Raw genomic sequence first — 24,175 nt, forward strand, 5'->3', positions numbered from 1 at the left:
GCCACCCTCGCGGGTACTGAGCACGACACCGGGCTGGATATCCACAAGCTGGAGAGCATCGCGGCGTACTTCCGCGAAGTGCGTAAGAAGTACCATGCCTTCGAGGGCCAGCTGAAGGGCACCGACAGCCGCATTCTGGTGGCCCAGGTGCCAGGCGGGATGCTCACCAACCTCGAAAGCCAGCTGAAGCAGCAGAACGCCGCGGACAAACTCGACCAGGTGCTGGCGGAAATCCCCCGCGTGCGCGAGGACCTCGGCTTCATCCCGCTGGTCACCCCGACCTCGCAGATTGTCGGCACCCAGGCGGTGCTCAACGTCCTGACCGGCGAGCGCTACAAAACCATCGCTAAAGAAACGGCGGGCATTCTGAAAGGTGAGTACGGCCACACGCCGGCGCCGGTGAACGCCGCCCTGCAGGCGCGGGTGCTGGAAGGGGCAGAAGCCATCACCTGCCGCCCGGCGGACCTGCTGAAGCCGGAGCTGGCGCAGCTGGAAGCCGATGTGAAGCACCAGGCGCAGGAGAAGAATATTCAGCTGGCGGAGAACGCCATCGACGATGTGCTCACCGTGGCCCTGTTCCCGCAGCCCGGCCTGAAGTTCCTCGAAAACCGCCATAACCCGGCGGCCTTTGAACCGCTGCCGCAGCTGGAAGCCGCGCAGCCGGTGGCAAAAGTCGGGCAGCCTGCCGCCTCCGGTATCTACACCGTGGAAGTGGAAGGCAAAGCCTTTGTGGTGAAGGTCAGCGACGGCGGCGACGTCAGCCAGCTGACGGCGGCCACCCCGTCTTCCGCACCGGTTCCTGCCGCCGCCCCGGCCGGCGCCGGCACCCCGGTCACCGCGCCGCTGGCGGGCACTATCTGGAAGGTCATTGCCGCGGAAGGCCAGACGGTGGCCGAAGGCGAGGTGCTGCTGATTCTGGAAGCCATGAAGATGGAGACCGAAATCCGCGCCGCGCAGGCCGGGACCGTGCGCGGTATCGCGGTGAAAGCCGGCGATGCGGTGGCGGTCGGCGACACCCTGCTGCAGCTGGCGTAACGACGAGGAGCGGAAATGGAAAGTCTGAACGCCCTGATTCAGGGGATGGGGCTGATGCACCTGGGGTTCGGCCAGGCGGTGATGCTGCTGGTCAGCCTGCTGCTGCTGTGGCTGGCGATTGCGAAGAAGTTCGAGCCGCTGCTGCTGCTGCCGATTGGCTTCGGCGGCCTGCTGTCGAACATCCCGGAGGCCGGCCTGGCGCTGAGCGCCCTGGAGAGCCTGCTGGCCCACCACGACCCGGCGCAGCTGGCGGTGATTGCCGCGAAGCTCCACTGCGCGCCGGACGTCCACGCCATTAAGGAGGCGCTGGCCCTGGCCCTGCCGTCGGTGCAGGGGCAGATGGAGAGCCTGGCGGTGGACATGGGCTACTCCGCCGGGGTGCTGGCCATCTTCTATAAGGTGGCGATTGGCTCGGGCATCGCGCCGCTGGTGATTTTTATGGGCGTCGGGGCGATGACCGACTTCGGCCCGCTGCTGGCCAACCCGCGCACCCTGCTGCTGGGGGCGGCGGCGCAGTTCGGTATCTTCGCCACCGTCCTCGGGGCGCTGACGCTGAACTACTTCGGCCTGATTTCGTTCACCCTGCCGCAGGCGGCAGCCATCGGCATCATCGGCGGCGCCGACGGCCCGACGGCGATCTACCTGTCGGGCAAGCTGGCGCCGGAGCTGCTGGGGGCCATCGCGGTGGCCGCCTACTCCTACATGGCGCTGGTACCGCTGATCCAGCCGCCGATCATGAAGGCGCTGACCACGGATAAGGAGCGGAAGATCCGCATGGTGCAGCTGCGCACGGTGAGTAAGCGGGAGAAGATCCTCTTCCCGGCGGTGCTGTTGCTGCTGGTGGCGCTCCTGCTGCCGGACGCCGCGCCGCTGCTGGGGATGTTCTGCTTCGGCAACCTGATGCGCGAGAGCGGGGTGGTGGAGCGGCTGAGCGATACGGTGCAGAACGCGCTGATCAACATCGTGACCATCTTCCTCGGGCTGTCGGTGGGGGCCAAGCTGGTGGCGGACAAGTTCCTGCAGCCGCAGACCCTGGGGATCCTGCTGCTGGGGGTGATCGCCTTCTGCGTGGGGACCGCCGCCGGGGTGCTGATGGCGAAGCTGCTGAACAGGTTCAGTAAGAACCCGATCAACCCGCTGATCGGTTCAGCCGGGGTGTCGGCGGTGCCGATGGCGGCCAGGGTGTCGAACAAGGTGGGTCTGGAAGCGGACGGGCAGAACTTCCTGCTGATGCACGCGATGGGCCCGAACGTGGCGGGGGTGATCGGCTCGGCGATCGCCGCCGGGGTGATGCTCAAGTACGTGCTGGCGATGTAGGCCGGCGTCCTCCCCGGAGGCGTGGCCGTTGCCCCGCCTCCGGGTCAGGATTAACAACGCCCCTTTGCCATCGATCACTTTTCTGAAATTAGCGGTTCTGTGCGCCATCTGCGGGTTCTCGGGCCGCGAAACGGGGAAACTAATCATTTAATGTCTATTGGCGCTATGTATACCCGAAAAATCACCCACTGGTTTGCCAGGCGATCGTTTCAGAATCGCATCTTCCTGCTGATCTTATTCACCTCGACGATCGTTATGCTGGCGATGTCATGGTATCTGACCGACATTACCGAAGAGCGTCTGCATTACCAGGTCGGGCAGCGGGCGCTGATTCAGGCAATGCAGATTTCGGCGATGCCGGAGCTGGTTGAGGCGGTTCAGAAACGCGACCTCGCCAGAATCAAAGCGCTTATCGACCCCATGCGTTCGTTCTCCGACGCCACCTATATCACCGTCGGTGATGCTAACGGCCAGCGCCTCTATCACGTCAACCCTGATGAAATCGGCAAATCGATGGAGGGCGGCGATAGCGATGAAGCACTATTAAACGCGAAAAGCTACGTGTCAGTGCGCAAAGGCTCGCTGGGCTCCTCGCTGCGCGGTAAATCACCGATTCAGGACGAGACCGGCAAGGTGATCGGCATTGTGTCGGTAGGCTATACCATTGAACAGTTAGAGAACTGGCTCAGCCTGCAGATAAGCTCGCTGCTGATCCCGATGGCGATCATGTTACTGCTCCTGCTCTACTGCGCCCGCCGCTTCTCGTTGCATATCAAAAAGCAGATGCTGAATATGGAACCCCAACAGCTGTCGCAGCTGTTGATCCAGCAAAGCGTATTGTTTGAATCCGTGTTCGAAGGGCTTATCGCCATCGACTCCCGTTACAAGATCACCGCGATTAATCAGACTGCCCGCCGGCTGCTCAACCTGAGCCAACCGGAAACAACGCTTATTGGTAAAGGGATCAGCAGCGTGATTTCGCAGGAGGCTTTCTTCTACGATGCGCCGCAGACCAATAAAAAAGACGAGATCGTCACCTTCAATCAGATCAAAGTGATCGCCAGCCGGATGGCGGTGATCTTAAATAATGAGCCACAGGGCTGGGTGATCAGCTTTCGTAGTAAAGACGATATCAACACCCTCAGCCTGCAGCTTAGCCAGGTACAACAATATGCCGATAACCTGCGCGCCGTGCAGCATGAGCATCGCAATCTGATCTCCACCATCGCCGGCCTGCTGTTTCTTAAACGCTACGATCATGCGCTGGATCTGATCCAACAGCAGTCGGAAAGTCACCAGAAGGTCATCGATTTTATCGCGCGTAATTTCCAGGACAACCACCTGGCCGGGCTGTTGATCGGCAAATATTACCGGGCCAAAGAGCTTGGACTTGAGCTGATTTTCGATCCGGCCTGCTTCGTCGACAGATTACCCACCGCCCTTTCTCACAACGAATGGATCTCGATCGTGGGGAATCTGCTTGATAACGCCTACAATGCCAGCCTGCAACAGCCGCAGGGCTCAAGGCAGATAGAGTGCCTGATCAACAGTGACGGCCACGAGGTGATTATCGAGGTCGCCGATCAGGGATGCGGCATTGACGAGACGCTGCGCGATCGGATCTTCGAGCGCGGCGTCACCAGCAGCGTCAGCAAAGATCATGGCATCGGACTCTGGCTGGTTCGCAGCTACGTGGAACAGGCAGGCGGCAGCATCGTCGTCGAAAATAACATACCTTTTGGCACCATCTTTACTCTTTATATTCCCCTGACCCGAGATGAACATCATGGATAGCATCACCACTCTTATCGTTGAAGACGAACCTATGCTGGCGGAGATCCTGGTGGATAACATCAAACAGTTTCCCCAGTTCGACGTCATTGGCATTGCGGATAAACTCGAGAGCGCCAGGAAACAACTCAGACTGTATCAACCGCAGCTGATCCTGCTGGATAATTTCTTACCTGACGGCAAAGGTATCGACCTGATCCGCCATGCGGTCAGTACCCATTACAAGGGGCGGATTATCTTTATTACCGCTGATAATCATATGGATACCATCAGCGAAGCACTGCGCCTGGGGGTGTTCGACTATCTGATTAAGCCGGTGCACTATCAGCGCCTGCAGCACACCCTGGAGCGTTTCGCTCGCTATCGCAGCTCGCTGCGTTCCAGCGAACAGGCCAGCCAGATCCACGTCGATGCGCTGTTTAATATTCAGGCTCGGGAACAGACGGAACCGGCCAGCGCGCCGCTACGCGGAATCGATGAAAGCACCTTTCAGCGCGTACTCCAGCTGTTTGCCGACCCGGCGGTGGTGCATACCGCCGACTCGCTGGCGCGTATCCTTGGCAGCAGCAAAACCACCGCCCGCCGTTATCTGGAACAAGGGGTGAAGAACGACTTTCTGGAAGCGGAAATCAGCTACGGCAAGGTTGGTCGACCGGAGCGTATTTATCGCGGCAAACAGACCTCCCCTGAGCAGGTCTGAAACGTTTACGCCAGGGAATAGCTGACCACCAGCTGCCCCTTCTTCATCTTAATCTCACTGATAAGAATGTCGCCCAGCTCCGCCAGGCGGGCGACATGTGTGCCACCGCAGGGATAGGCGGGCAGTTCGCCAAACCCCACCATGCGCAAACCCTCAGCGAAGATCACCTGACGCGGGAGGTCCTGCGCCTGCCATGCCTTCACCTGGCTCAGCAGCGCGCTGGCGTCGGGTATCACGGCGTGGTTCCCGCCGGTGAAAGCGATCCGCCCCTCGCCAGGCCAGTGGTGCGCTTTCACCGGTTGCCAGCCAAGCTGTTCGCCCGCCAGGCCAAGCAGGTGGCCGGCGGAATGCAGGCGGGCATGCAGTTGTCTCGCGGAGGCATCTATTCTCATCTCCACTTCACCGAGGGGAAGCGGTTGCGACAGAATATGCAGCACGCTGTCGCCACGCACAATAACCGTCTCAATGGCCTGACCAGCTATCCAGCCGCGATCCGCCGGTTGACCGCCCCCTTGCGGGTGAAACAGCGTCCGATCCAGTTCGATGGCGTAGCGGCCATCCGCTTCCGCAGTGCAGGCGATGATCTGGGCGCGCCCATCGGTAGCGTCGCTGGTGTAATAAACCCGTTCAGTCATAGTGATTCTCCTCTCTGTCCGCCCAGTATATTATTAATACCGACAGCGATAATCCTATCACCAGCCAATGCACTCTTGCTCCGGGAGCACAAATGAATCTCAGCCTCCTGCCCGACCTTGCCCTTTTCGTCCAGATCGTCGACCAGGGCAGCTTCTCCGCCGTCGCCCGCCAGAGCGGCATTACCCCTTCCGCCGTTAGCCGCAGCGTGTCGCGGCTGGAGCGAGAGATGGGCTGCAAACTGCTGCAGCGTACCACCCGCAAGCTGCGTCTGAGCGATGCCGGGGAAACGGTGTATCAGCATGCCCAGCAGATGCTGGAAGCGGCGCGACAGGCGATGGATTCCGCCGGCAGTCGCCAAACGGTCGCCCAGGGAAAGCTGACGCTCAGCGTGCCGAAAGCCGTCGGCCGCTTCGTGATCCATCCGCTGATGATAGCGTTTTTTCAGCGTTACCCGCAGGTTGACGTCTGCCTGCGGCTGGAAGATCGCCCTCTGGATTTTATCGATGACGGTATCGATCTGGCGTTACGCATCACCGATACCCCCTCGCCCGGTCTGCATGGCAAACCGTTGATGCCAGTCACGCACGTTATCTGCGCCACTGAGGTCTATTTACAGCGCCACGGTATGCCGCGCACGCCGCAGGAACTGCGCGCGCACAGCTGCATCAGCCTTGGCGAAACGCCCGCCGACGCGCGCTGGAAGTTCCGTCGGGAAGGGAAAACCGAAACGGTGCAAACATACGGGCGGTACGCCGCCAACCATACCGCCGTGCGCCTCGACGCGGTCAGGCAGCATTTAGGGATCGGCAGCCTGCCGCTGTTCACCGCCCGCGAGGCGCTGGCGAATGGCGATATCGTGCAGGTGCTGCCCGAATGGGAATTTATCAGCAGCTACTCCGGCGATCTGTGGCTGCTCTGGGCGGGAGATAAGCATATGCCCGCCAGAATGCGGGCGATGATTGATTATCTCAGCGAGACGGTGCCGGCGCTGAACGCAGGCAGCATAGCGCCAGCGAAATAACCGCAAACCACGGAATGATACCCCCCAGCACGAACCAGAGCCCGGAGCGGCCGATATCATGCATCCGCCGGCAGCCGATCGCCAGCAGAGGGAGAGTCATCAGCAGCAACCACAGCGCAGCAAAGGGAATAACAACAAAACTGAGGATGCCGTATTGAGGGTTAAAGCTGGTTGCCAGCCACCAGACGGCCAGCGGCGCGCTGGCGATCAGTAGATTGATAAGAAAAAACGTCCAGAACTGCTGTCGGCTGGCCCGGCCGCTAAAATTAAAGGTCTCTTTCCAGCCGCTTAAATACGCCTGTCCATAGGTCATTGCCTCTCTCCATGAGAATAACGTCACTGGTCGCAGGCCTGATTGAGCGCCTTAGCCCCACGAAATAAAAGGCAGATTAAATGATTATCCAGCTGCGATTCCTGTGCTGGCACAAAAAAGCGGGTTTTGGCGACAAAGAATGGCTGGCAGCGAGCAGGCTGCCAGCACGGGAGAAAACCAATTAATGACCAGTAGTTAATTGTTTTTTATTATAATTAATGAGTCCGCCGGCTTGAATAATCGCCTGCTCGTCGGCAGTTAATTTCTCCATATAGAGGCTAATCTGCTGAATCGGCTTTTTCTCACTGACGACATAAGCGGTGATATCGCTCAGCTCGCCCGCCAGCGCGCTTTTTATTCCCGGAATGAAGATAAAGTCGCCGACCTCGAAGTCTGGCGCCTGCTTCATCTGCAGCGGCAGCATTCCCCAGTTAATGATATTCGAGCGATAGCGCTTGGTCGCATATTCCTGACAGATATTGGCCAGGCCCCCGAGTACCCGCTGGCAGCTCGCGGCTTGTTCGCGCGCCGAGCCATCGCCGGGTTTGACGGCATAGACCATGCTACCAATCTCCGTCTGTTCAACGGAAATCTGTTCCTGGCCAGGTAGCAGTCGCAGTTGTGAGAAAATATTGCCCAGCTGCGGACAGCTGCTATACAGATCCTCACCGTTAACGCGCTGTTGCTCCATAGCGGCAATAGCTTTGCTGCGCCCAACATAGTCAGGATCGCGACGGGACAGCGTAAATTCAGCCAGCCCTAACGGATTAGAACGAAACGATGACGTTTCACCGGATGGGATCAGTTCGTCAGTGGTGGTCACTGGATCCATTATCTTTGACGCCACCACCAGCAGAATATTTTCCGTTAGCGCATTCATTTCCGGCCAGTCTTTAATATTCGGGCCATAGATCATTGGCTGATCCGTCACCCCTTTTACAAAGCCCTGATAAACCCGGCTCTTGTAGGACGAAGCATCAAATTCATATTCTGGCGCGTCCTGCCAGCAATCGAGCTCTGCTGCAGACGTCAACAACCCGCCGTTGATGGCCGTAGCGGCAATCGAGCGGGCATCCATTAATGCCACCGCGGACATTTGGCCATTGCCCGGTTTAGAGCCTTCACGGTTGGGAAAATTACGCGTCGTGTGCCGGATACTTAAGCCATTATTCATCGGCGTGTCGCCGGCGCCAAAGCAAGGGCCGCAGAATGCCGTGCGAACAATTGCCCCTGAGCTCATTAAATCGTTAATTAACCCCTTTTTATTTAACGCCATCAGCACCGGTTGCGAGGAGGGATAAACAGAGAGCGAGAAAATATTATCCCCACAGGCGTGGTGCTTCAGAGCTTGAGCCGCCTGGGCCACGTTGACATAGTTACCTCCGGCGCAACCGGCAATGATCCCCTGCTGGACGCGTAATTTGCCGTTCTCAATTTTGTTTAACAGCGACAGCTTTGCGCGGCCAAGAGAAATTTTCTCCGACTCCACTTCCACTTCACGTAAAATGTCCGTCAGGTTTTCATTAAGCGTGGCGATTTCATAAACATTGGCAGGATGAAACGGTAACGCGATCATCGGCTTAATGGCGCTTAGATCGACCTCAATGCAACCATCGTAGTACGCCATATCTTTTGCCGACAGCGCCCGATAGTCTTTCTCCCTGCCATGAAGGCGTAAGAAATGGTGCGTCTCATCATCCGTCTGCCAGATAGAGGACAGACAGGTGGTCTCGGTGGTCATCACATCAATGCTGTTTCGGAAATCAGTCGACATACTGCCCACGCCGGGGCCGACGAACTCCATGACCTTATTCTTGACATAGCCGCTCTTGAACACCGCGCCGATAATCGCTAATGCAATATCCTGCGGCCCGACCCCAGCCGCCGGTTTGCCGGTTAAATACACTGCGACAACCTCAGGGTAATCAATATCCCAGGTACTGCCGAGCAGCTGTTTGACTAACTCCCCGCCCCCTTCGCCCACCGCCATCGTGCCCAGAGCGCCGTAGCGGGTATGACTATCCGACCCCAGTATCATTTGACCGCAGCCAGCCATCATCTCACGCATATACTGGTGAATAACGGAAATATGTGGCGGAACATAAATTCCGCCGTATTTCTGTGCCGACGTTAAGCCAAAAATATGATCATCACTGTTTATTGTGCCGCCCACCGCGCAAAGTGAATTATGGCAATTGGTTAAAACATATGGCAGCGGAAAGCGCGTCATCCCGGACGCTTTCGCTGTCTGAATAATGCCAACGAAGGTAAGATCATGGGAGGCCATGGAATCAAATTTAATTTTTAACTTCCGTTCGTCACCTGAACGACTGTGGGATGACAAAATTGACCAGGAAATAGTTCCCTTGCGTGCAATTTCCTTTTCGACGGGAAATGAACATGATTCTTCCGCAATAATACCGTGCTGCTGGGATAAATAAACCCCATGCTCATGTAATGTAATCATGACTTGCGTCCTTTGCTGTAGATAAAATGATAAACTTTCCCTACCTCTCTACGCCTACGGATAGAAGGGGAAAAAGAGGGGGAGTAAAATAAAACTCACAATAATCGATATGACTATTAGCGGCAGACCAACCCGTACATAATCGATAAACCGATAGCCTCCTGCGGAAAAAATCATCATATTCGCCGGGGTGCCTACTGGCGTCGCATAGGCACATGAACAGCCGATCACGATGGCCATCAGCACCGCCCGCGAGTCAGCCCCCATTGAATTGGCGATAGACAAACCAATCGGGATAAGTAAGGCGGCCGTTGCCATATTTGACATAAAATTGGTTAACAGGCAGGAGATAATCAATACTGCGCTTAACAGTAAGAATGGCGAAGCCTGCTGGCCAAGCAGATCGATAACAGAGCGCGCCATGATTTCTCCAGCGCCGGTGGTTTCAAGCGCTTTCGCTAACGCTAAGGTTCCGCCGAACAGAAAAATAGTCTGCGAGTCGATAGACTGATAAGCCTGCTTTTCCGTAATCACACCGCTGATCACCAGCAGTAAAGCGCCAACGGAGCCAATAACCGCAATGGGTAAGCCGATGATATTTTCGAAAATCATTCCCAGCACGGTAAATACCAGGACCAGCACGGCAATCACTTGCTTATGTTTTGGGCAGCTAACTTTTTTGCTCTTGCTGGCATTTGCACTACTATGGCCCGATTTTGCCGGTAGCAGTTTATAGCCGATAGTCAAAAAGTAGATGATCCCGCAAAGCAGCATGGGAATACCGAGTTTGGCATACTCGAAAAAATCAAAGCGTTGCCCAACTTGCTCAAGCGCCGACTGCGCAATCAAATTTCCCGGCGAGCCGATCAGGGATAAGTTTCCCCCCAGCGCCGAAGCGAACGCCAGCGGCATAAGCAGACGAGATTGCGCATAGCCAGATTTGATAGCGGTACCGATGACCACCGGTATCAGTACCGCAGCCGTTCCGGTATTGGATAAAAACCCGGAAAGAATGCCACACACCAGCATAATAATAACGATGAGCTGCCTCTCAGACCTGGCGTAACGCGTCACTATGCCGCCAATCTTATCGGTGACCCCGGTTTCAAACAGGGCGCCACCGACCACGAACATCGCCACAAATAAAATGACGTTTTGATTAATAAATCCGGCAAACGCCATTTTCACATCAAAAATGCCGGTTACGACTAAAGCAATGCACACAATCATTGCCGTGACAGCCAGCGGAATCTTTTCCCAAATAAACATCACAATTGAAAATAACAGCAGTGACAAGGTAATTGCGACTGGTGACATCAATAGATAATTCCTTATTCAAAAGATATACATTATTAAAAGCAGGTGATGCAAATAACTCACAGGTGCTTAACGCTTCAAATCCAAATTAGATTATTTTCCAGTACATTAATATCTCCCACCACCACACGCCTACGGTGATATGTAAGAGGAAAGTCAGCAGGGTCAATATGCCGCCAATAATCCACCACGACTTAATATCATTGTATCCCACGCCAAAAATAACCGGACCTGCCGCACCGCCATAATGAGTGACCATTCCGCCATATGAATTACTAAACAGCAGGGCAAGAGCTGTGAGCATAATCGGCGCACCAGAGACATTAGCCAGCATAGCGAAAACCGGCACCATCGCCACAATATAGGCGCTACCGGAAGCAAAGAAATAACGGACCACAATGCTCAACGCAACGATGATGATGAAGGCAAGCGTGCTGTGTGTGCCAAAAGAAATGTTATTTTTCAGCAAATCCGCCAGCCATAAGAAAAAACCCACGCTGGACAACAATGAGCTTAAGCCGATAATCCCGCCGTACCAAATTAAGGTGTTCCAGCCACCTTTGTTCTTAATCACGTCATCCCAGCTGACGATTTTTAACACCAACATCAAGGCCATCACACAAATCGCGACCGTTGATTCGTTCACGCCCAGCGATTTACTGAATACCCAACCGCCCAGCGCCATGACAAACAGGAGGGAGAGCATTTTCTCCCGTAACGTCATCGGCCCTAAGGCTTCAATCCCGGCTTTGGCTATCGCTTTGTTATCGACCTTCTTCAGCTCAGGTGGATAAAGCTTATAGATAATCAGCGGCGTCACTAACAGCATTATGATGCCTGGCAACACGCCGGCCAGCGCCCATCCGCCCCAGCTTAATTTGATATGACAAATATCTTCAATCATCTTGAGCGCCAGAATATTGCCGGCCATCGCCGTAAAAAACATATAGCTGGTGGTTTTGGTGACCATATAGACGTTCATCATCAGATAATGACCAACGCGCTTCGCACTATGTTCAGGTTCCGAGCCCAGAGCCACGGCCACGCTATTTATGATCGGTAAAACGATACCGCCGGCGCGCGCGGTATTTGATGGCGTCGCGGGCGACAGGATCAGATCCAAAAAAGCGGTGACATAGCCTAATCCCAGCGTGGTGCTGCCTATCTTGCCAATGAGAATATAGGCGATGCGTTTGCCCAGACCGGTAATGACAAATGCAGCACTGAGAGTGAAAGCCGAGAAAACCAGCCAGGTGGTGCCGGAAGCATAGCCGCTTAAGACACTCGATGTTTTTATGGTGCCATCACCTAAATTACCGATTACCACCATGGAGGCCGCAACGGCGATTAACAAGACAACCGGTTCGGAAAAGGGTTTAATCACTAACCCAACGATCGCTGCCAGATAAATACCTGACAGTATCCAGGCCAGCTCGGTCAACCCTTCTGGCGCGGGAAATAAACTAATGAGTAGCGGTATGGCTATAATAACGACTAACTTCCATAACGATTTTTTATCCATTTTAATTCCATCCCAGAATTAATCATATTAAGACATTGATAAAACGTCAGTGAAGAGAGAGTTTCCCGTTCAAATAACCTGTAAATTGTCTGGAAAGATGATTAATCAGGCAGGTAAACCATTCCCGAAAGGATCTTACGGGCCGTACGAATAACCGATGCGCGAATGCTTTCTGGCTGCCCATCAGTATTACTCAGACTCACATCAATGCTCCCGCTGGGATGCTCAACTTTAATTAAGCCATCCCCCGCCATGCGGGTCATTTCGTTAACCACGGTATCCACAATAATGCAGGCGCTCGCCAGGCCGATGGCGCCGGTGATCGCTAACGATTTATGGCAACTATGCGGCATAAAATAACGCACGCTTAAGGTTCCGCCCTGCAGTGGCGGCGCCACCAGCACAGGTTTAGGGATTACCATATTTGATACGTCGCCAAATCCCATTGCCGCGCCGGCTTGTTTACGGATTGATTCAAGACGTTGAAAAAAGTCTTTATCCTGATCTAATTCATTTGCTGACTCATATCCTGTTTTGCCCAGGCTATGCGCCGGAATAATCACCATCGGCATAGCCATATCGATACACGTCACGCGAATATTATCAAAAATATCCACCCGATTGCCGGTGGGGAAAAGCTGGCCGGACTTTGCCCCTGCAGCGTTCAGAAAAGTCAGGCTAACGGGCGCGGCGTGTCCCGGCACGCCATCAATATGCGTGCTTCCTTCATAAACCACCTGTCCATTCGGGGTCTGAATATCTGCGTCAACAAAGGTATTGGTGTTCACGTTCCTAATGCGCACCCGTGTTATCGGAGAGGTTGCCGCGACAAGTCCTTTTTCGATGGCAAATCCCCCCACGGCGCAGAGCATATTGCCGCAATTTGGCGTAGTATCCACTCGCCGCTCATTGACAATGACCTGAACAAACAGGTAATCCACATCCGCCTGCTGACTGGCTGATTGACTGACAATCGCCACCTTACTGGTTTGCGGGCTCCCGCCGCCAATACCATCGATTTCCAGCTCATGGCCAGAACCCATAATGGTTAATAACGCCTCGTCACGTTGCTGCGTATCCTGCGGGAGATCGTCCGCTAACAGAAAGGCCCCTTTTGATGTGCCGCCACGCATGAGTGCGCACGGAATTTTTTTCATAACACGCTCCTTACAAATAGAGAAGATGAAATCAAATAAACGTCAGGCGCGTATTTAATACACTTAATGAATTTAAAGTTTTTTATTAACTTTATTATTTCATTGTTCGCCAAACCGTTTACTCGAGAATTCTACTTGCAAGGGTTTTGGTGATTGATAACATTAAAAAATAAGATTTATTCCTACAAAACATGAATAACAAATATCACCACTATGATAATTAACGCTGCCTTACTATAAGGTTTAAAGCCTCTTTACGCTTAGGGAGTCATAATGCACAATGAACTATCCGGTATGAAAGCCTTTGTTACCGTGGCTGAACTTGGCTCGTTTAGTAAAGCCGCCGAGATCCTTAATCTGACACAGCCAGCATTGACGCGAAAAATAAAAAAATTAGAAAGCAATCTCAATACTGCCCTGTTCCAGCGTACCACCCGAAAAATCCAGCTTACGCAGGCGGGAGCAATGTTGTTACCGAAAGCAAAATCGCTGATTGCCAGTCTGGATGCCGCCATCTTTGACGTCAGCAACCTGACTTCTCATGTCCAGGATACGATTACACTTTCCTGTATTCCCACCGCCGTCTTTTATTTTTTACCTCGCGCTATCGTTCAATTTAATCAGCGCTATCCGCATATCAAAGTACAAATTTATGAACAAGGTATAGAAAATTGCATGGCTTCGGTGAGAAAGGGGGAAGTCGATTTTGGTATAAATATGAACTTCATCACACATCCCGATATCGAATTTAGTCCACTGGTCAACGAACCCTTTGTCCTGGCCTGCAGAATGGATCATCCGCTGGCCAGTAAAAAACTGGTGGAATGGCGGGAGCTCACCTCGCAAAGGTTAATTGGCGTCAGGCGTTCGAGCGGTAATCGGCAGCTGATTGAAAGTTGCCTGGCGGATAAGCCGTGGAAGCTGGACTGGTTTTATGAAGTGAGACATTTATCCACCTCCCTGGGTCTGGTGGAAGCGGGACTTGGCGTATCGGCACTACCCTGTCTGGCTATGCCGCAAAATACTAAGGGCACAGTGGTAAGCGTACCGCTCGTGGAACCCGTCATCAGACGAACGCTTGGCATGATCCGTGTAAAAAATCGCCCACTTTCCGCCGCCGCAGAACGCTTCGCTTCGTTGTTACTCCTGATGTGGACGGATGAAGCGAGCGAACTGTGGTGTAACGTGGTGGATCCGCATCAACAGGTATGAACCGCACGCCATCAACGATCACGGCGCCAGGGCGATCACCTCCGCCGCCCAGCGCTGAAACCCTTCGACATCGATATCCAGCGCCACCTGGGCATTGGCCGGCTGGCCCAGTCGCCCTTCGATATCCACCACCGTGGCGCCGGCGGTCCAGGTTCCCTGCGTCTCCACCGCCACAAAACACGGCTGTAGGGTGAACAGTTCCGGGCGGACCAGCCATGCGATAGCGCAGAGATCGTGCATTCTCAGACCACTACTCATGCTGCCGCTGCGATAGTGGCTAAACAGCGCATGGAGCATTTTACCGGTCTGATTCAGCGTCGGCAGGGTCGCCAGATAATCCGCCGTCAGCAGCGCCCGATTGGTGACGTCCAGCCCGCACATGACAATCTCCAGCCCGCTGTGGAAGACTTTCGCGGCGGCTTCCGGGTCGATGGCAATATTGAATTCGGCATTCGGCGTAAAGTTGCCCCGGCCCGCCGAGCCGCCCATGATCACCAGCCGGCGAATGTTGAACACGCATTCCGGATACTGGGTCAGCAACAGCGCAATATTGGTCAATGGGCCAATCGCCACCAGAGTGATCGGCTCGGCAGCATGCATCAGCGCATCGCGGATCGCCTGGAAGGCCGGCTTCGCCAGCGGCTGCCGGTGATGCTCAACAAAGTCATACCCTTCCATACCGGATTCGCCATGCACCGAGGCGGCATCGCGCAGGGGACGCACCAGCGGCATCGAGGCGCCCTGCGCCAGCGGCACATCGGCATGCCAGAAGTGCAGCAGCTGCAGCGCGTTACGGGTCGTCTTCTCCACCGAGACATTGCCCGCCACGGTGGTCATCAGCTGCAGATCCAGCTCAGGGGCGAACAGCGCCGCGGCAATAGCAGCAGCATCGTCGATGCCCGGGTCTGTATCAAGAATGATCGGTAAGCGCATGGTTTCTCCCTAAAAAAAATGCCAGACGTTAAGTCTGGCATCTTCTCATACTGCTGACGGAAAGAACTTACTCTACTTCACGGACATCCACACGCAGCTCTTTCGGCACTTCAAAGACGATATTCTCTTCCCGGCCTTCCAGCGGTACGGCTTCGCCGCCGCCCAGCTCCTGCAGGCGGGTAATGACGTTCTGCACCAGAATATCCGGCGCCGACGCGCCCGCCGTCACGCCGACGCAGGCCGCGTCCTTGACCCACGCTTCCTGAATATCGGAGGCATCGTCAATCAGGTAAGCCGCCTTACCCATCCGCTGCGCCAGTTCGGCGAGGCGGTTTGAGTTGGAGGAGTTTTTCGAACCAACCACCAGCACCACGTCAGCCTGCTCCGCCAGCGCGCGCACCGCTTCCTGACGGTTAGTGGTGGCATAGCAAATGTCGTCTTTGCGCGGGCCGACGATTTTCGGGAAACGCGCGCGCAGCGCGTCAATCACATCCGAGGTATCATCCACCGAGAGGGTGGTCTGGGTCATAAACGACAGCCGGGCGTCGTTTTTGACTTCCAGCTTGAGAACGTCTTCCGGCGACTCGACCAGGTACATGCCCCCTTGCGGGTTATTGTACTGCCCCATCGTGCCTTCGACTTCCGGGTGCCCGGCATGGCCGATCAGAATCGACTCTTCGCCACGGCGGCTGGCGCGGGCGACTTCCATATGCACTTTCGTCACCAGCGGACAGGTGGCGTCGAACACCGTCAGATCGCGGCTCTTCGCTTCATTCCGTACCGCCTGCGATACGCCGTGAGCGGAGAAGATCAGGATCGCGCCATCCGGTACTTCGCTGATCTGTTCGATAAAAATGGCGCCGCGCTTGCGCAGGCTATCCACCACATAGCGGTTATGCACCACTTCATGACGAACATAGATCGGCGCGCCGTACAGCGTCAGCGCGTTTTCTACAATGCTGATAGCGCGGTCAACGCCAGCGCAAAAGCCGCGCGGGTTAGCCAACAGGATCTGCATGTTAATCCTCCAGCGCCGGATCGATCTCCAGCACTTCAATATCAAAATGAACGGTGCGCCCGGCCAGCGGATGGTTGAAGTCGACGGTGATGGAATCGCCGTTCACTTCACGGATCACGCCAGGCATTTCGCTGCCATCCATTGCGGTAAAGAGCATAATCGCGCCGATCTCCGGCTCGCCGGCGTCGATAAACTCGCGGCGAGAGAAATACTGAATCAGGTCCGGGCTCGGGACGCCAAATGCGGCGTCAGGCTCCAGCGAAAAGGCCTTTTTCTCGCCCTCTTTCAGACCAAGAAGCTGTTGCTCCAGCCCCTCAGACAGGGAGGTGTCGCCGAGGCGAAACAGCGCCGGTTTGCCATTGTTACGGGTGGACTCGGCGGTGGATCCATCGTCCAGCTTCAGCGTGAAGTGAACGAGAACCGCGCTGTTGCTCTGTACGGATTTAGACATGCAAATTGCTCGCTTGTTTTCGGTCACCTGTTGCCCGGAGGCGCTACGCTTACCGGGCGACGGGAGACCACACATTCTGTAGGCCGGGCAGGCGTGGCGCCACCCGGCATTAACATTTACGCCTGCTCTTTTGCGGTCGGTTTCGGCAGGAAGCCTTCCAGCACAATCATCGCCGCGCCGATGCAGATAGCGCTATCGGCGAGGTTGAAAGTGGCGAAGTGCCAGTCGCCGACGTAGAAGTCGATCATATCGACCACAAAGCCGTGCCACAGGCGATCGAACAAGTTGCCCAGCGCGCCGCCGATAATCAGGGCGTAGGCAATATTGTTCAGCTTTTGCGTCGCCTTCGAACGGTACATCAGCACCGTCAGCACCACGCAAATGCCGATGGCGATCCCGGAAAAGAACCAGCGCTGCCAGCCGCCGCTGTCGGCGAGGAAGCTAAAGGCCGCGCCATAGTTGCGGGCATAATGCAGATTAAGCGACGGGAACAGCGGCACCGTCTCCCCCAGAGCGAAGTTCTGGAGGATCAGGAATTTGCTACCCAGATCGATAATCAGCACGGCTACGACCACCCACAGCCAGCGTAGCCCCGTTGAACAGATCGATTTACTCATCAGGCGAATTTACGTTGCTCGCCGTCACCGGCGACGTTGCTCACACAGCGTCCGCAGATTTCCGCGTGTTCCGCCACCTTGCCGATATCGGTGGTGTAATGCCAGCAGCGCGGGCATTTCTCACCTTCAGCTTTGCTCAATGCGACTTTCAGCCCTTTGAGCAGTTCGCTCTGCTGGGCATCAGCAGGCGCGCTCGCATAGTCTGCGACGTTCGCCCCGGAGGTCAACAGGACAAATCGCAATTCATCGCCCAGCGCGTTGAGCTTAGCGGCCAGATCGGCATCAGCATACAGCGTCACCGAGGCTTCCAGCGAGCCGCCGACTTTCTTATCCGCACGCGCCTGTTCAATCACTTTGTTGACTTCGCCACGGACTTTCAGCAGCTCATCCCAGAAGCCGTCATTCATCGCTTCGTTGTCGGCCAGACCGAAGAGACCTTGATACCATTCGCCGGTAAAGACGTATTTCTCACGCTCGCCCGGCAGGTAACCCCAGATTTCGTCCGCGGTGAAGGACATGATCGGCGCCATCCAGCGCACCAGCGCTTCCACGATGTGGAACAGCGCGGTCTGGCAACTGCGACGCGCCACGCTGTCCGCCCTGGCGGTGTACTGACGGTCTTTGATGATGTCGAGGTAGAACGAGCCCATCTCAATGGAGCAGAAGCGCATCAGGCGCTGCACCACTTCGTGGAAGTCGTAGGATTCGTAGGCTTTCAGGATATCTTCCTGTGCCGCCTGCGCGCAGCCGACCGCCCAGCGATCCAGCACCACCATCTCTTCCGGTTTGACCATGTCTTTTGCCGGATCGAAACCGTTCAGGTTGGCCAGCAGGAAGCGCGCGGTGTTACGGATACGACGATAGCTGTCCGCGGCGCGTTTGAGGATCTCGTCAGAGACCGCCATTTCGCCAGTGTAGTCGGTGGAAGCCACCCACAGGCGCAGGATATCGGCGCCCAACTTGTTCATCACGTCCTGCGGGCTAACGGTGTTGCCGATAGACTTGGACATTTTGCGGCCCTGACCATCGACGGTGAAGCCGTGGGTCAGTACCTGACGATATGGCGCTTTGCCTTTCATCGCCGTGGAAATCATCAGAGAGGACATGAACCAGCCGCGATGCTGGTCGGAGCCTTCCAGATACATATCGGCGGCGTGACCGGCGAATTCCGGACGCACGTCAACCACGGAAGAGTGGGTCGACCCGGAGTCAAACCAGACGTCGAGGGTATCCGGCACTTTCTCGTAGCTGTCAGCGTCATCGCCAAGGATGTCGCGGGAATCGAGATCCCACCACGCCTGGATGCCGTCGACTTCAACACGCTTCGCGACTTCTTCCATCAGCTCAAGGGTACGCGGGTGCAGTTCGTGAGTTTCTTTATGCACGAACAGCGACATCGGCACGCCCCAGGTACGCTGACGGGAGATGCACCAGTCAGGACGGTTGGCGACCATCGATTCGATACGCGCCTGGCCCCAGTCCGGGATCCACTGCACGCCTTTGATCTCTTTCAGCGACTGCGCGCGCAGACCTTTCTGATCCATGCTCACGAACCACTGCGGGGTGGCGCGGAAGATGATTGGCGACTTGTGGCGCCAGCAGCACGGATAGCTGTGCTGCATTTTTTCCACATGCAGCAGCGCGCCGCGCTCACGCAGCATCTCAACGATGATATCGTTGGCTTTAAAGACGTTGATACCGTCCAGAGACGGATAGGTGCCTGGCAGATAAGCCCCGTCCGGGCCAACCGGGTTAGCGATTTCCAGACCGTATTTCTGGCTGATCGTGTAATCGTCCGGACCGTGGCCGCCGGCGGTATGCACCGCACCGGTACCGGCATCCAGCGTCACGTGGTCGCCAAGGATCGCCGGCACGTCGAAATCGAGGAACGGATGCTGGAAACGCATCAGTTCAAGCTCGGCGCCGTTCACCGCCGCCAGGATGGTGTAATCGGCCGCGCCAACGCGCTTCATCACGCTCTCAACGAGGTCTTTCGCCAGGATCAGCGCCTGGCCGTCCACCTGCACCAGCGCATAGTCGAACTCTGGCGACAGGGAGATGGCGCGGTTAGCCGGCAGGGTCCACGGGGTGGTGGTCCAGATAACCAGCGACACCGGGCCGTTGACGTCGGCGACGCCGAATTTCGCCAGCACCGCGGCTTTATCTACCGCGTGGAATGCCACGTCGATGGATGGAGAAGTCTTGTCGTAATACTCCACTTCCGCTTCCGCCAGCGCGGAACGGCAGTCTACGCACCAGTGCACCGGCTTGGCGCCTTTATGCAGGTGGCCGTTGCCGATGATTTTACCCAGCGCGCGAATGATGTTGGCTTCGGTTTTGAAGTCCATGGTCAGATACGGATGCGACCAGTCGCCCAGCACGCCGAGACGGATGAAATCTTTACGCTGACCCTCGATCTGCAGAGCGGCATATTCGCGGCACTTGGCGCGGAATTCTGCGGCGGTGAACTTCTCGCCCGGCTTGCCGTATTCCTGCTCTACTTTCAGCTCGATCGGCAGACCGTGGCAGTCCCAGCCCGGAACGTAAGGCGAGTCATAGCCCGTCAGTCCTTTGGACTTAACGATAATGTCTTTCAGAATCTTGTTAACCGAGTGACCAATATGAATACTGCCATTCGCATAAGGAGGGCCATCATGCAGAATGAAGGTTTTTTTGCCTTTTTTGGCTGCACGAATGATGCCGTACAGGTCATCATCGGTCCAACGCGCCAGCATTCCCGGTTCGCGTTTGGCGAGGTCGCCACGCATAGGGAACCCTGTTTCCGGCAAATTCAGGGTCGATTTATAGTCACTCATCAGATTCTCGGTTCCGTATTTCGGTTTGATAAACACCAGTGGCTCAGGCCTGGCTGGTCAGCCCAAATAATTCGCGGGCCGTTAACTCATCACGTGCGATTTGCGCCTTCAGCTCGTCGAGCGACGCAAACCGCTGCTCATTACGTATCTTTTTACGCAGTACTACATTGATATGGCGACCGTAGAGGTCCATTACAACGTCCAACAGATGCACTTCGAGCTGCTGACGCACGCCCGCTACCGTTGGACGGGTGCCAATATTGGCGACGCCGGCGATCGGCTTGTCGCCCAGCCCTGTCACTTCTACCGCATAGACCCCTTTAACCGGGGAAACCTGACGACGCAGCGGTAAGTTCGCCGTCGGAAAACCTATGGTACGGCCCAGTTCGTCGCCATGCACGACGCGTCCGGAAATGCTAAACGGATGGCCGAGCAGCGTCTCCGCCAACAGGAGATCGTCATCAGCCAGCGCCTGACGCACCGCCGTGCTGCTGATCCGCACCCCGCCTTCGCAGAAGGTTTGGGTGCTGGTGACGTCGAAGCCGTATTCCGCCCCCGCCTTTTGTAATAACAAGAAATCCCCCTGGCGACCAGCGCCAAAGCGGAAATCGTCACCGACGGCAAGGAACTGCACGCCCAGGCGGCGCACCAGCAGTTCACTGATAAAATCCTGCGCCGTCAGCGCGGCGAACCGGCGGTCGAAGCGAACGCACAGCACATAGTCGACCCCGCTTTCAGCCAGATAGCTCAGCTTTTCACGCAGGCGGGTCAACCGCGCCGGGGCTTTATCGGCGGCAAAGAGCTCGAGCGGCTGGGGTTCGAAAATCATCACCACCACCGGTAAACCGCGCTGGCGGCCCTCTTCGCGCAAGCGCTGCAGCAGCGCCTGATGCCCACGATGCACGCCGTCAAAATTGCCAATGGTCAGCACGCACCCGTGCGGGGCCTGACTGAGATTATGTATGCCGCGTATCAGCTTCATGTCTGGCTCAAAACAGTGAAAATCGTCCGAGTATACCTTGTACAACTGTCAACGTTAACCAGCGATTGCTCCTCGGCAACGAAAGTTCTCAGGAATTCATTCACTCAGCGCGAGTCAGCCGGAAAACCGCCCGCCCCCGGCGATTTTTATGGTGGAAAAGCTGTATTCGCCTGCAACAAGCTGGTAGAATCTTGCGCCATCACTACGTAATGAAGCGCTGTGGTGTTAAACGGCGCTTATTTGCACAAATCCATTGACAAAAGAAGGCTAAACGGGCATATTCCTCGGCCTTTGAATTGTCCATATAGAACACATTTGGGAGTTGGACCTTGGCTAATATCAAATCAGCTAAGAAGCGCGCCGTTCAGTCTGAAAAGGCTCGCAAGCACAACGCTAGCCGTCGCTCTATGATGCGTACTTTCATCAAGAAAGTATACGCAGCTATCGAAGCTGGCGACAAAGCTGCTGCACAAAAAGCATTTAACGAAATGCAACCGATCGTGGACCGTCAGGCTGCTAAAGGTCTGATCCACAAAAACAAAGCTGCGCGTCATAAGGCTAACCTGACCGCTCAGATCAACAAACTGGCTTAATCGCTGCTTGTTGTCGCTTTGTGAAAAAACCCGCGAAAGCGGGTTTTTTTATGCCTGTCATCTTTCCCGTCCTGGCGCGACCTGAGCCACGCCAGCCCACGCTTTCCGGCTATCTGGGTTCAGTAAACAGCGACGAATAATCGCGATTGCAGATGCGCTGTACCGCCGGATGCTGAATCATCCGTTCGGCGAAAATGGCGTGATACTCCTCCATCACGCTATCCATGCGGCCAATTTCGACAATCGATTCATCATGGTAGAAATCATGCGCGTAGAGCGTCGGCGCGACAAAAATCGCATTATGCGCGGCGCCGAAGGCTTTCATGAGCGCCGCGTCGTCAAACTCGCCGAGGATCTCCACCTTCAACCCCTGCACGTTAATCCAGTTCAGCAGCTTACGTCCCAGCATCGAGCGTCGACCAGGGATCAGCAGCCGTCGCTCTTCAAGACAGGCCGGGAACGGCTTCATTGGCGCCGGGTTCATGCACCAGAAGCTGACGCTGCACTCGCCAATCTTCACCGAAAACAGCCCTTCCTGCTGCGTCGAGTCGATCGGGCAGTCAGAGATAATCATATCGAGCTTATGCTGGCTCAGTTGCTCCAGCAGCAGCTCATGGGTGGATTCAAAACAGCGCAGATGGATCTGCTCGCTTTCGACAACGGCGGCATCCAGTACGCCGCTGACCAGCCGTTTCGATAGCGCATCGGCCACGCCGACGTCAAACAGCAAATTCGACTCTTTGCGGTAGTTGACGATGTCGAGCATCTCCTGGCTCAGGGTAAACATCCGGTCGGCGTAGCGAAAGACCAGCTCCCCGAGCTCGCTCGGCTCCAGCCCTCTTCCCTTGCGCTTAAATAACTTTCCCTGCAGACGCTCCTCCAGCGCTTTGATCTGCCCGGTAATGGTTTGCGGCGTCAGAAACAGCGCCTCCGCCGCGCCCACGACAGACCCTTCTTTATAGACGTGCCAGAAGTAGTACAGATGGTTGTAGTTGATATGTGACATGCTTCTCTCCCTGATAATGTCCAGGAGAGCCTGGCAGGCCCTCCTGCAGAAAGGTTATACCGCGAGGCGAGTATCCGTTACGCGCTGACGCAGTATGAGGTAGCCGGTAACAGCTGATACCACCGATCCAATTAAGATGCCAAGCTTGGCCCAGTTGATTAACGCGGGATCGACATTGCCGAAGGCCAGCGTGGCGATAAAAATCGACATCGTAAAGCCAATCCCGCACAGAATGCCCACCGCCATAATCTGCCGGCAGGTGGTCCCCTCCGGTAGCGAGGCCCACTTCAGCTTCAGGGCCAGCCAGCAGAACAGGCTGATCCCCAGCGGCTTACCGATAAACAGGCCGGCCATGATACCCAGGGGCAGCAGCGACGTCAGTCCATCAAGCGTAACCCCCCGCAGCGAGACGCCCGCGTTGGCGAAGGCAAACAGCGGCAGGATCATAAACGCCACCCACGGATGCAGGACATGCTCAAGCACTTTAGCCGGTGACTGACCCTGCTTCTCCTGGAGCGGGATCATAAAGCCGACGATGACCCCGGCAAGCGTCGCGTGAACGCCGGACTTCAGCACCGCGGTCCACAGCACCGCACCGACCAGAATATAGATCCCGGTGCGTCGCACGCCGCTCAGATTCAGAACCACCAGCACCGCAATCGCCGCCGCCGCCACGCCCAGCGAGAGCATTGACAGGTCGTGGGTATAAAACAGCGCGATAATCACGATAGCCCCAAGGTCATCAATAATCGCCAGCGCCATCAGGAAAATCTTCAGCGCCGTCGGGACGCGGCTGCCTAACAGCGCCAGCACGCCGAGGGCAAAGGCAATATCCGTCGCCGCCGGGATCGCCCATCCCTCTCTGGCGACAGGATCCTGAGCGTTAAAGGCCAGATAGACCAGCGCCGGGACGATCATCCCGCCGAGCGCGGCAATCACCGGAAAGACCGCCTGACGGCGACTCGCCAGCGAGCCCTGAATCAGCTCGCGTTTGACCTCCAGGCCAATCAGCAAGAAGAACACCGCCATCAGGGCATCATTGATCCATAGCAGCATATTCTTGTTGATCTCCAGCGCCCCCACCCGCAGCTGTACAGGCGTATCAAGGAAGGAGTGATACAGACCGCTGGTCACGCTGGTATTGGCCATGACCATCGCCAGCACCGCGGCGATGATTAAGACAATGCCGCCGGAAGCATCGCTACTGAAGAATCGTTGCAGATGTTTCACTTTTACTTTCATCCTGTTGGTGAATAACTCGATAAAAGTAT

General features: G+C 55.9%; 21 protein-coding genes. 7 read left to right on the forward strand and 14 right to left on the reverse strand.

What is annotated here, in order from left to right; all coding sequences use genetic code 11:
• From QLG03_RS15690 to QLG03_RS15705, 4 genes are all read left to right on the forward strand, one after another.
• Window positions 1-1,035: biotin/lipoyl-containing protein (locus QLG03_RS15690; RefSeq protein WP_349017250.1), on the forward strand; the 1,035-nt coding region annotated here is incomplete at its 5' end.
• Window positions 1,036-1,050: 15 nt separating this feature from the next.
• Entirely contained in the window at window positions 1,051-2,352 is a 1,302-nt protein-coding gene (locus QLG03_RS15695) for an oxaloacetate decarboxylase subunit beta (RefSeq protein WP_023291143.1), read from the forward strand.
• A gap of 165 nt (window positions 2,353-2,517) precedes the next feature.
• Entirely contained in the window at window positions 2,518-4,146 is a 1,629-nt protein-coding gene (locus QLG03_RS15700; protein ID WP_086075196.1) for a sensor histidine kinase, read from the forward strand.
• On the forward strand, window positions 4,139-4,843 hold the full coding sequence (locus QLG03_RS15705) for a response regulator (RefSeq protein ID WP_048296651.1): 705 nt from the start codon (window positions 4,139-4,141) through the stop codon (window positions 4,841-4,843). The genes QLG03_RS15700 and QLG03_RS15705 overlap by 8 nt, the downstream gene beginning before the upstream one ends.
• Before the next feature lie 5 nt (window positions 4,844-4,848).
• On the opposite strand, the gene QLG03_RS15710 is transcribed toward QLG03_RS15705, so the two are convergent.
• Entirely contained in the window at window positions 4,849-5,478 is a 630-nt protein-coding gene (locus QLG03_RS15710) for an alanyl-tRNA editing protein (protein WP_110238206.1), read from the reverse strand.
• Between the two features lie 92 nt (window positions 5,479-5,570).
• Here QLG03_RS15710 and QLG03_RS15715 point away from each other — a divergent pair, with 92 nt between their 5' ends.
• Complete coding sequence (locus tag QLG03_RS15715) at window positions 5,571-6,500, forward strand: LysR family transcriptional regulator (RefSeq protein WP_048336380.1); 930 nt, start codon at window positions 5,571-5,573, stop codon at window positions 6,498-6,500.
• On the opposite strand, the gene QLG03_RS15720 is transcribed toward QLG03_RS15715, so the two are convergent.
• The 5 genes from QLG03_RS15720 to QLG03_RS15740 all read right to left on the reverse strand — a co-directional run bounded on the left by QLG03_RS15720 (window position 6,448) and on the right by QLG03_RS15740 (window position 13,276).
• Window positions 6,448-6,813, reverse strand: coding sequence for a DUF805 domain-containing protein (locus tag QLG03_RS15720; RefSeq protein WP_048336379.1), 366 nt, complete (start codon window positions 6,811-6,813; stop codon window positions 6,448-6,450). The two genes, QLG03_RS15715 and QLG03_RS15720, sit on opposite strands and share 53 nt — an antisense overlap.
• 181 nt (window positions 6,814-6,994) lie before the next feature.
• Window positions 6,995-9,280, reverse strand: coding sequence for a hydratase (locus QLG03_RS15725; RefSeq protein WP_255989549.1), 2,286 nt, complete (start codon window positions 9,278-9,280; stop codon window positions 6,995-6,997).
• Between the two features lie 54 nt (window positions 9,281-9,334).
• Window positions 9,335-10,597, reverse strand: coding sequence for an SLC13 family permease (locus tag QLG03_RS15730; protein WP_255989551.1), 1,263 nt, complete (start codon window positions 10,595-10,597; stop codon window positions 9,335-9,337).
• 88 nt (window positions 10,598-10,685) lie between these two features.
• Window positions 10,686-12,119, reverse strand: a complete 1,434-nt coding sequence (locus QLG03_RS15735) for an anion permease (RefSeq protein WP_048336376.1) — start codon at window positions 12,117-12,119, stop codon at window positions 10,686-10,688.
• A 101-nt stretch (window positions 12,120-12,220) separates the two neighbouring features.
• A complete protein-coding gene (locus QLG03_RS15740; protein WP_117136456.1) occupies window positions 12,221-13,276 on the reverse strand; it encodes a 4-oxalomesaconate tautomerase in 1,056 nt (351 codons plus the stop codon).
• A 273-nt stretch (window positions 13,277-13,549) separates the two neighbouring features.
• Here QLG03_RS15740 and QLG03_RS15745 point away from each other — a divergent pair, with 273 nt between their 5' ends.
• Window positions 13,550-14,488, forward strand: a complete 939-nt coding sequence (locus QLG03_RS15745; protein WP_048336374.1) for a LysR family transcriptional regulator — start codon at window positions 13,550-13,552, stop codon at window positions 14,486-14,488.
• Window positions 14,489-14,506: 18 nt separating this feature from the next.
• Here the strand turns inward: QLG03_RS15745 and rihC are convergent, their stop codons facing one another.
• From rihC to ribF, 6 genes are all read right to left on the reverse strand, one after another.
• On the reverse strand, window positions 14,507-15,421 hold the full coding sequence (rihC, locus tag QLG03_RS15750; RefSeq protein WP_065882784.1) for a ribonucleoside hydrolase RihC: 915 nt from the start codon (window positions 15,419-15,421) through the stop codon (window positions 14,507-14,509).
• A gap of 67 nt (window positions 15,422-15,488) precedes the next feature.
• On the reverse strand, window positions 15,489-16,439 hold the full coding sequence (ispH, locus tag QLG03_RS15755; RefSeq protein ID WP_002887979.1) for a 4-hydroxy-3-methylbut-2-enyl diphosphate reductase: 951 nt from the start codon (window positions 16,437-16,439) through the stop codon (window positions 15,489-15,491).
• 1 nt (window position 16,440) lies between these two features.
• Window positions 16,441-16,890 (reverse strand): FKBP-type peptidyl-prolyl cis-trans isomerase, encoded by a 450-nt coding sequence (fkpB, locus tag QLG03_RS15760; protein WP_023291927.1) that lies wholly within the window; start codon window positions 16,888-16,890, stop codon window positions 16,441-16,443.
• 116 nt (window positions 16,891-17,006) lie between these two features.
• On the reverse strand, window positions 17,007-17,507 hold the full coding sequence (gene lspA, locus QLG03_RS15765) for a signal peptidase II (RefSeq protein WP_023291926.1): 501 nt from the start codon (window positions 17,505-17,507) through the stop codon (window positions 17,007-17,009).
• A complete protein-coding gene (gene ileS, locus QLG03_RS15770; RefSeq protein ID WP_032429278.1) occupies window positions 17,507-20,323 on the reverse strand; it encodes an isoleucine--tRNA ligase in 2,817 nt (938 codons plus the stop codon). The genes lspA and ileS overlap by 1 nt, the downstream gene beginning before the upstream one ends.
• A gap of 43 nt (window positions 20,324-20,366) precedes the next feature.
• Window positions 20,367-21,305, reverse strand: a complete 939-nt coding sequence (gene ribF, locus QLG03_RS15775) for a bifunctional riboflavin kinase/FAD synthetase (RefSeq protein WP_004204236.1) — start codon at window positions 21,303-21,305, stop codon at window positions 20,367-20,369.
• Between the two features lie 329 nt (window positions 21,306-21,634).
• On the opposite strand from ribF, the gene rpsT reads away from it, so the two are divergent.
• A complete protein-coding gene (gene rpsT / locus QLG03_RS15780; protein WP_002887965.1) occupies window positions 21,635-21,898 on the forward strand; it encodes a 30S ribosomal protein S20 in 264 nt (87 codons plus the stop codon).
• A 109-nt stretch (window positions 21,899-22,007) separates the two neighbouring features.
• On the opposite strand, the gene nhaR is transcribed toward rpsT, so the two are convergent.
• A complete protein-coding gene (nhaR, locus tag QLG03_RS15785) occupies window positions 22,008-22,904 on the reverse strand; it encodes a transcriptional activator NhaR (RefSeq protein ID WP_023291923.1) in 897 nt (298 codons plus the stop codon).
• Window positions 22,905-22,958: 54 nt separating this feature from the next.
• Entirely contained in the window at window positions 22,959-24,134 is a 1,176-nt protein-coding gene (nhaA, locus tag QLG03_RS15790) for a Na+/H+ antiporter NhaA (RefSeq protein WP_182962258.1), read from the reverse strand.
• Window positions 24,135-24,175: the final 41 nt, after the last annotated feature.

The sequence above is a fragment of the Klebsiella sp. V115_8 genome, from assembly GCF_029967715.1.
GTDB lineage: Bacteria > Pseudomonadota > Gammaproteobacteria > Enterobacterales > Enterobacteriaceae > Klebsiella > Klebsiella quasipneumoniae.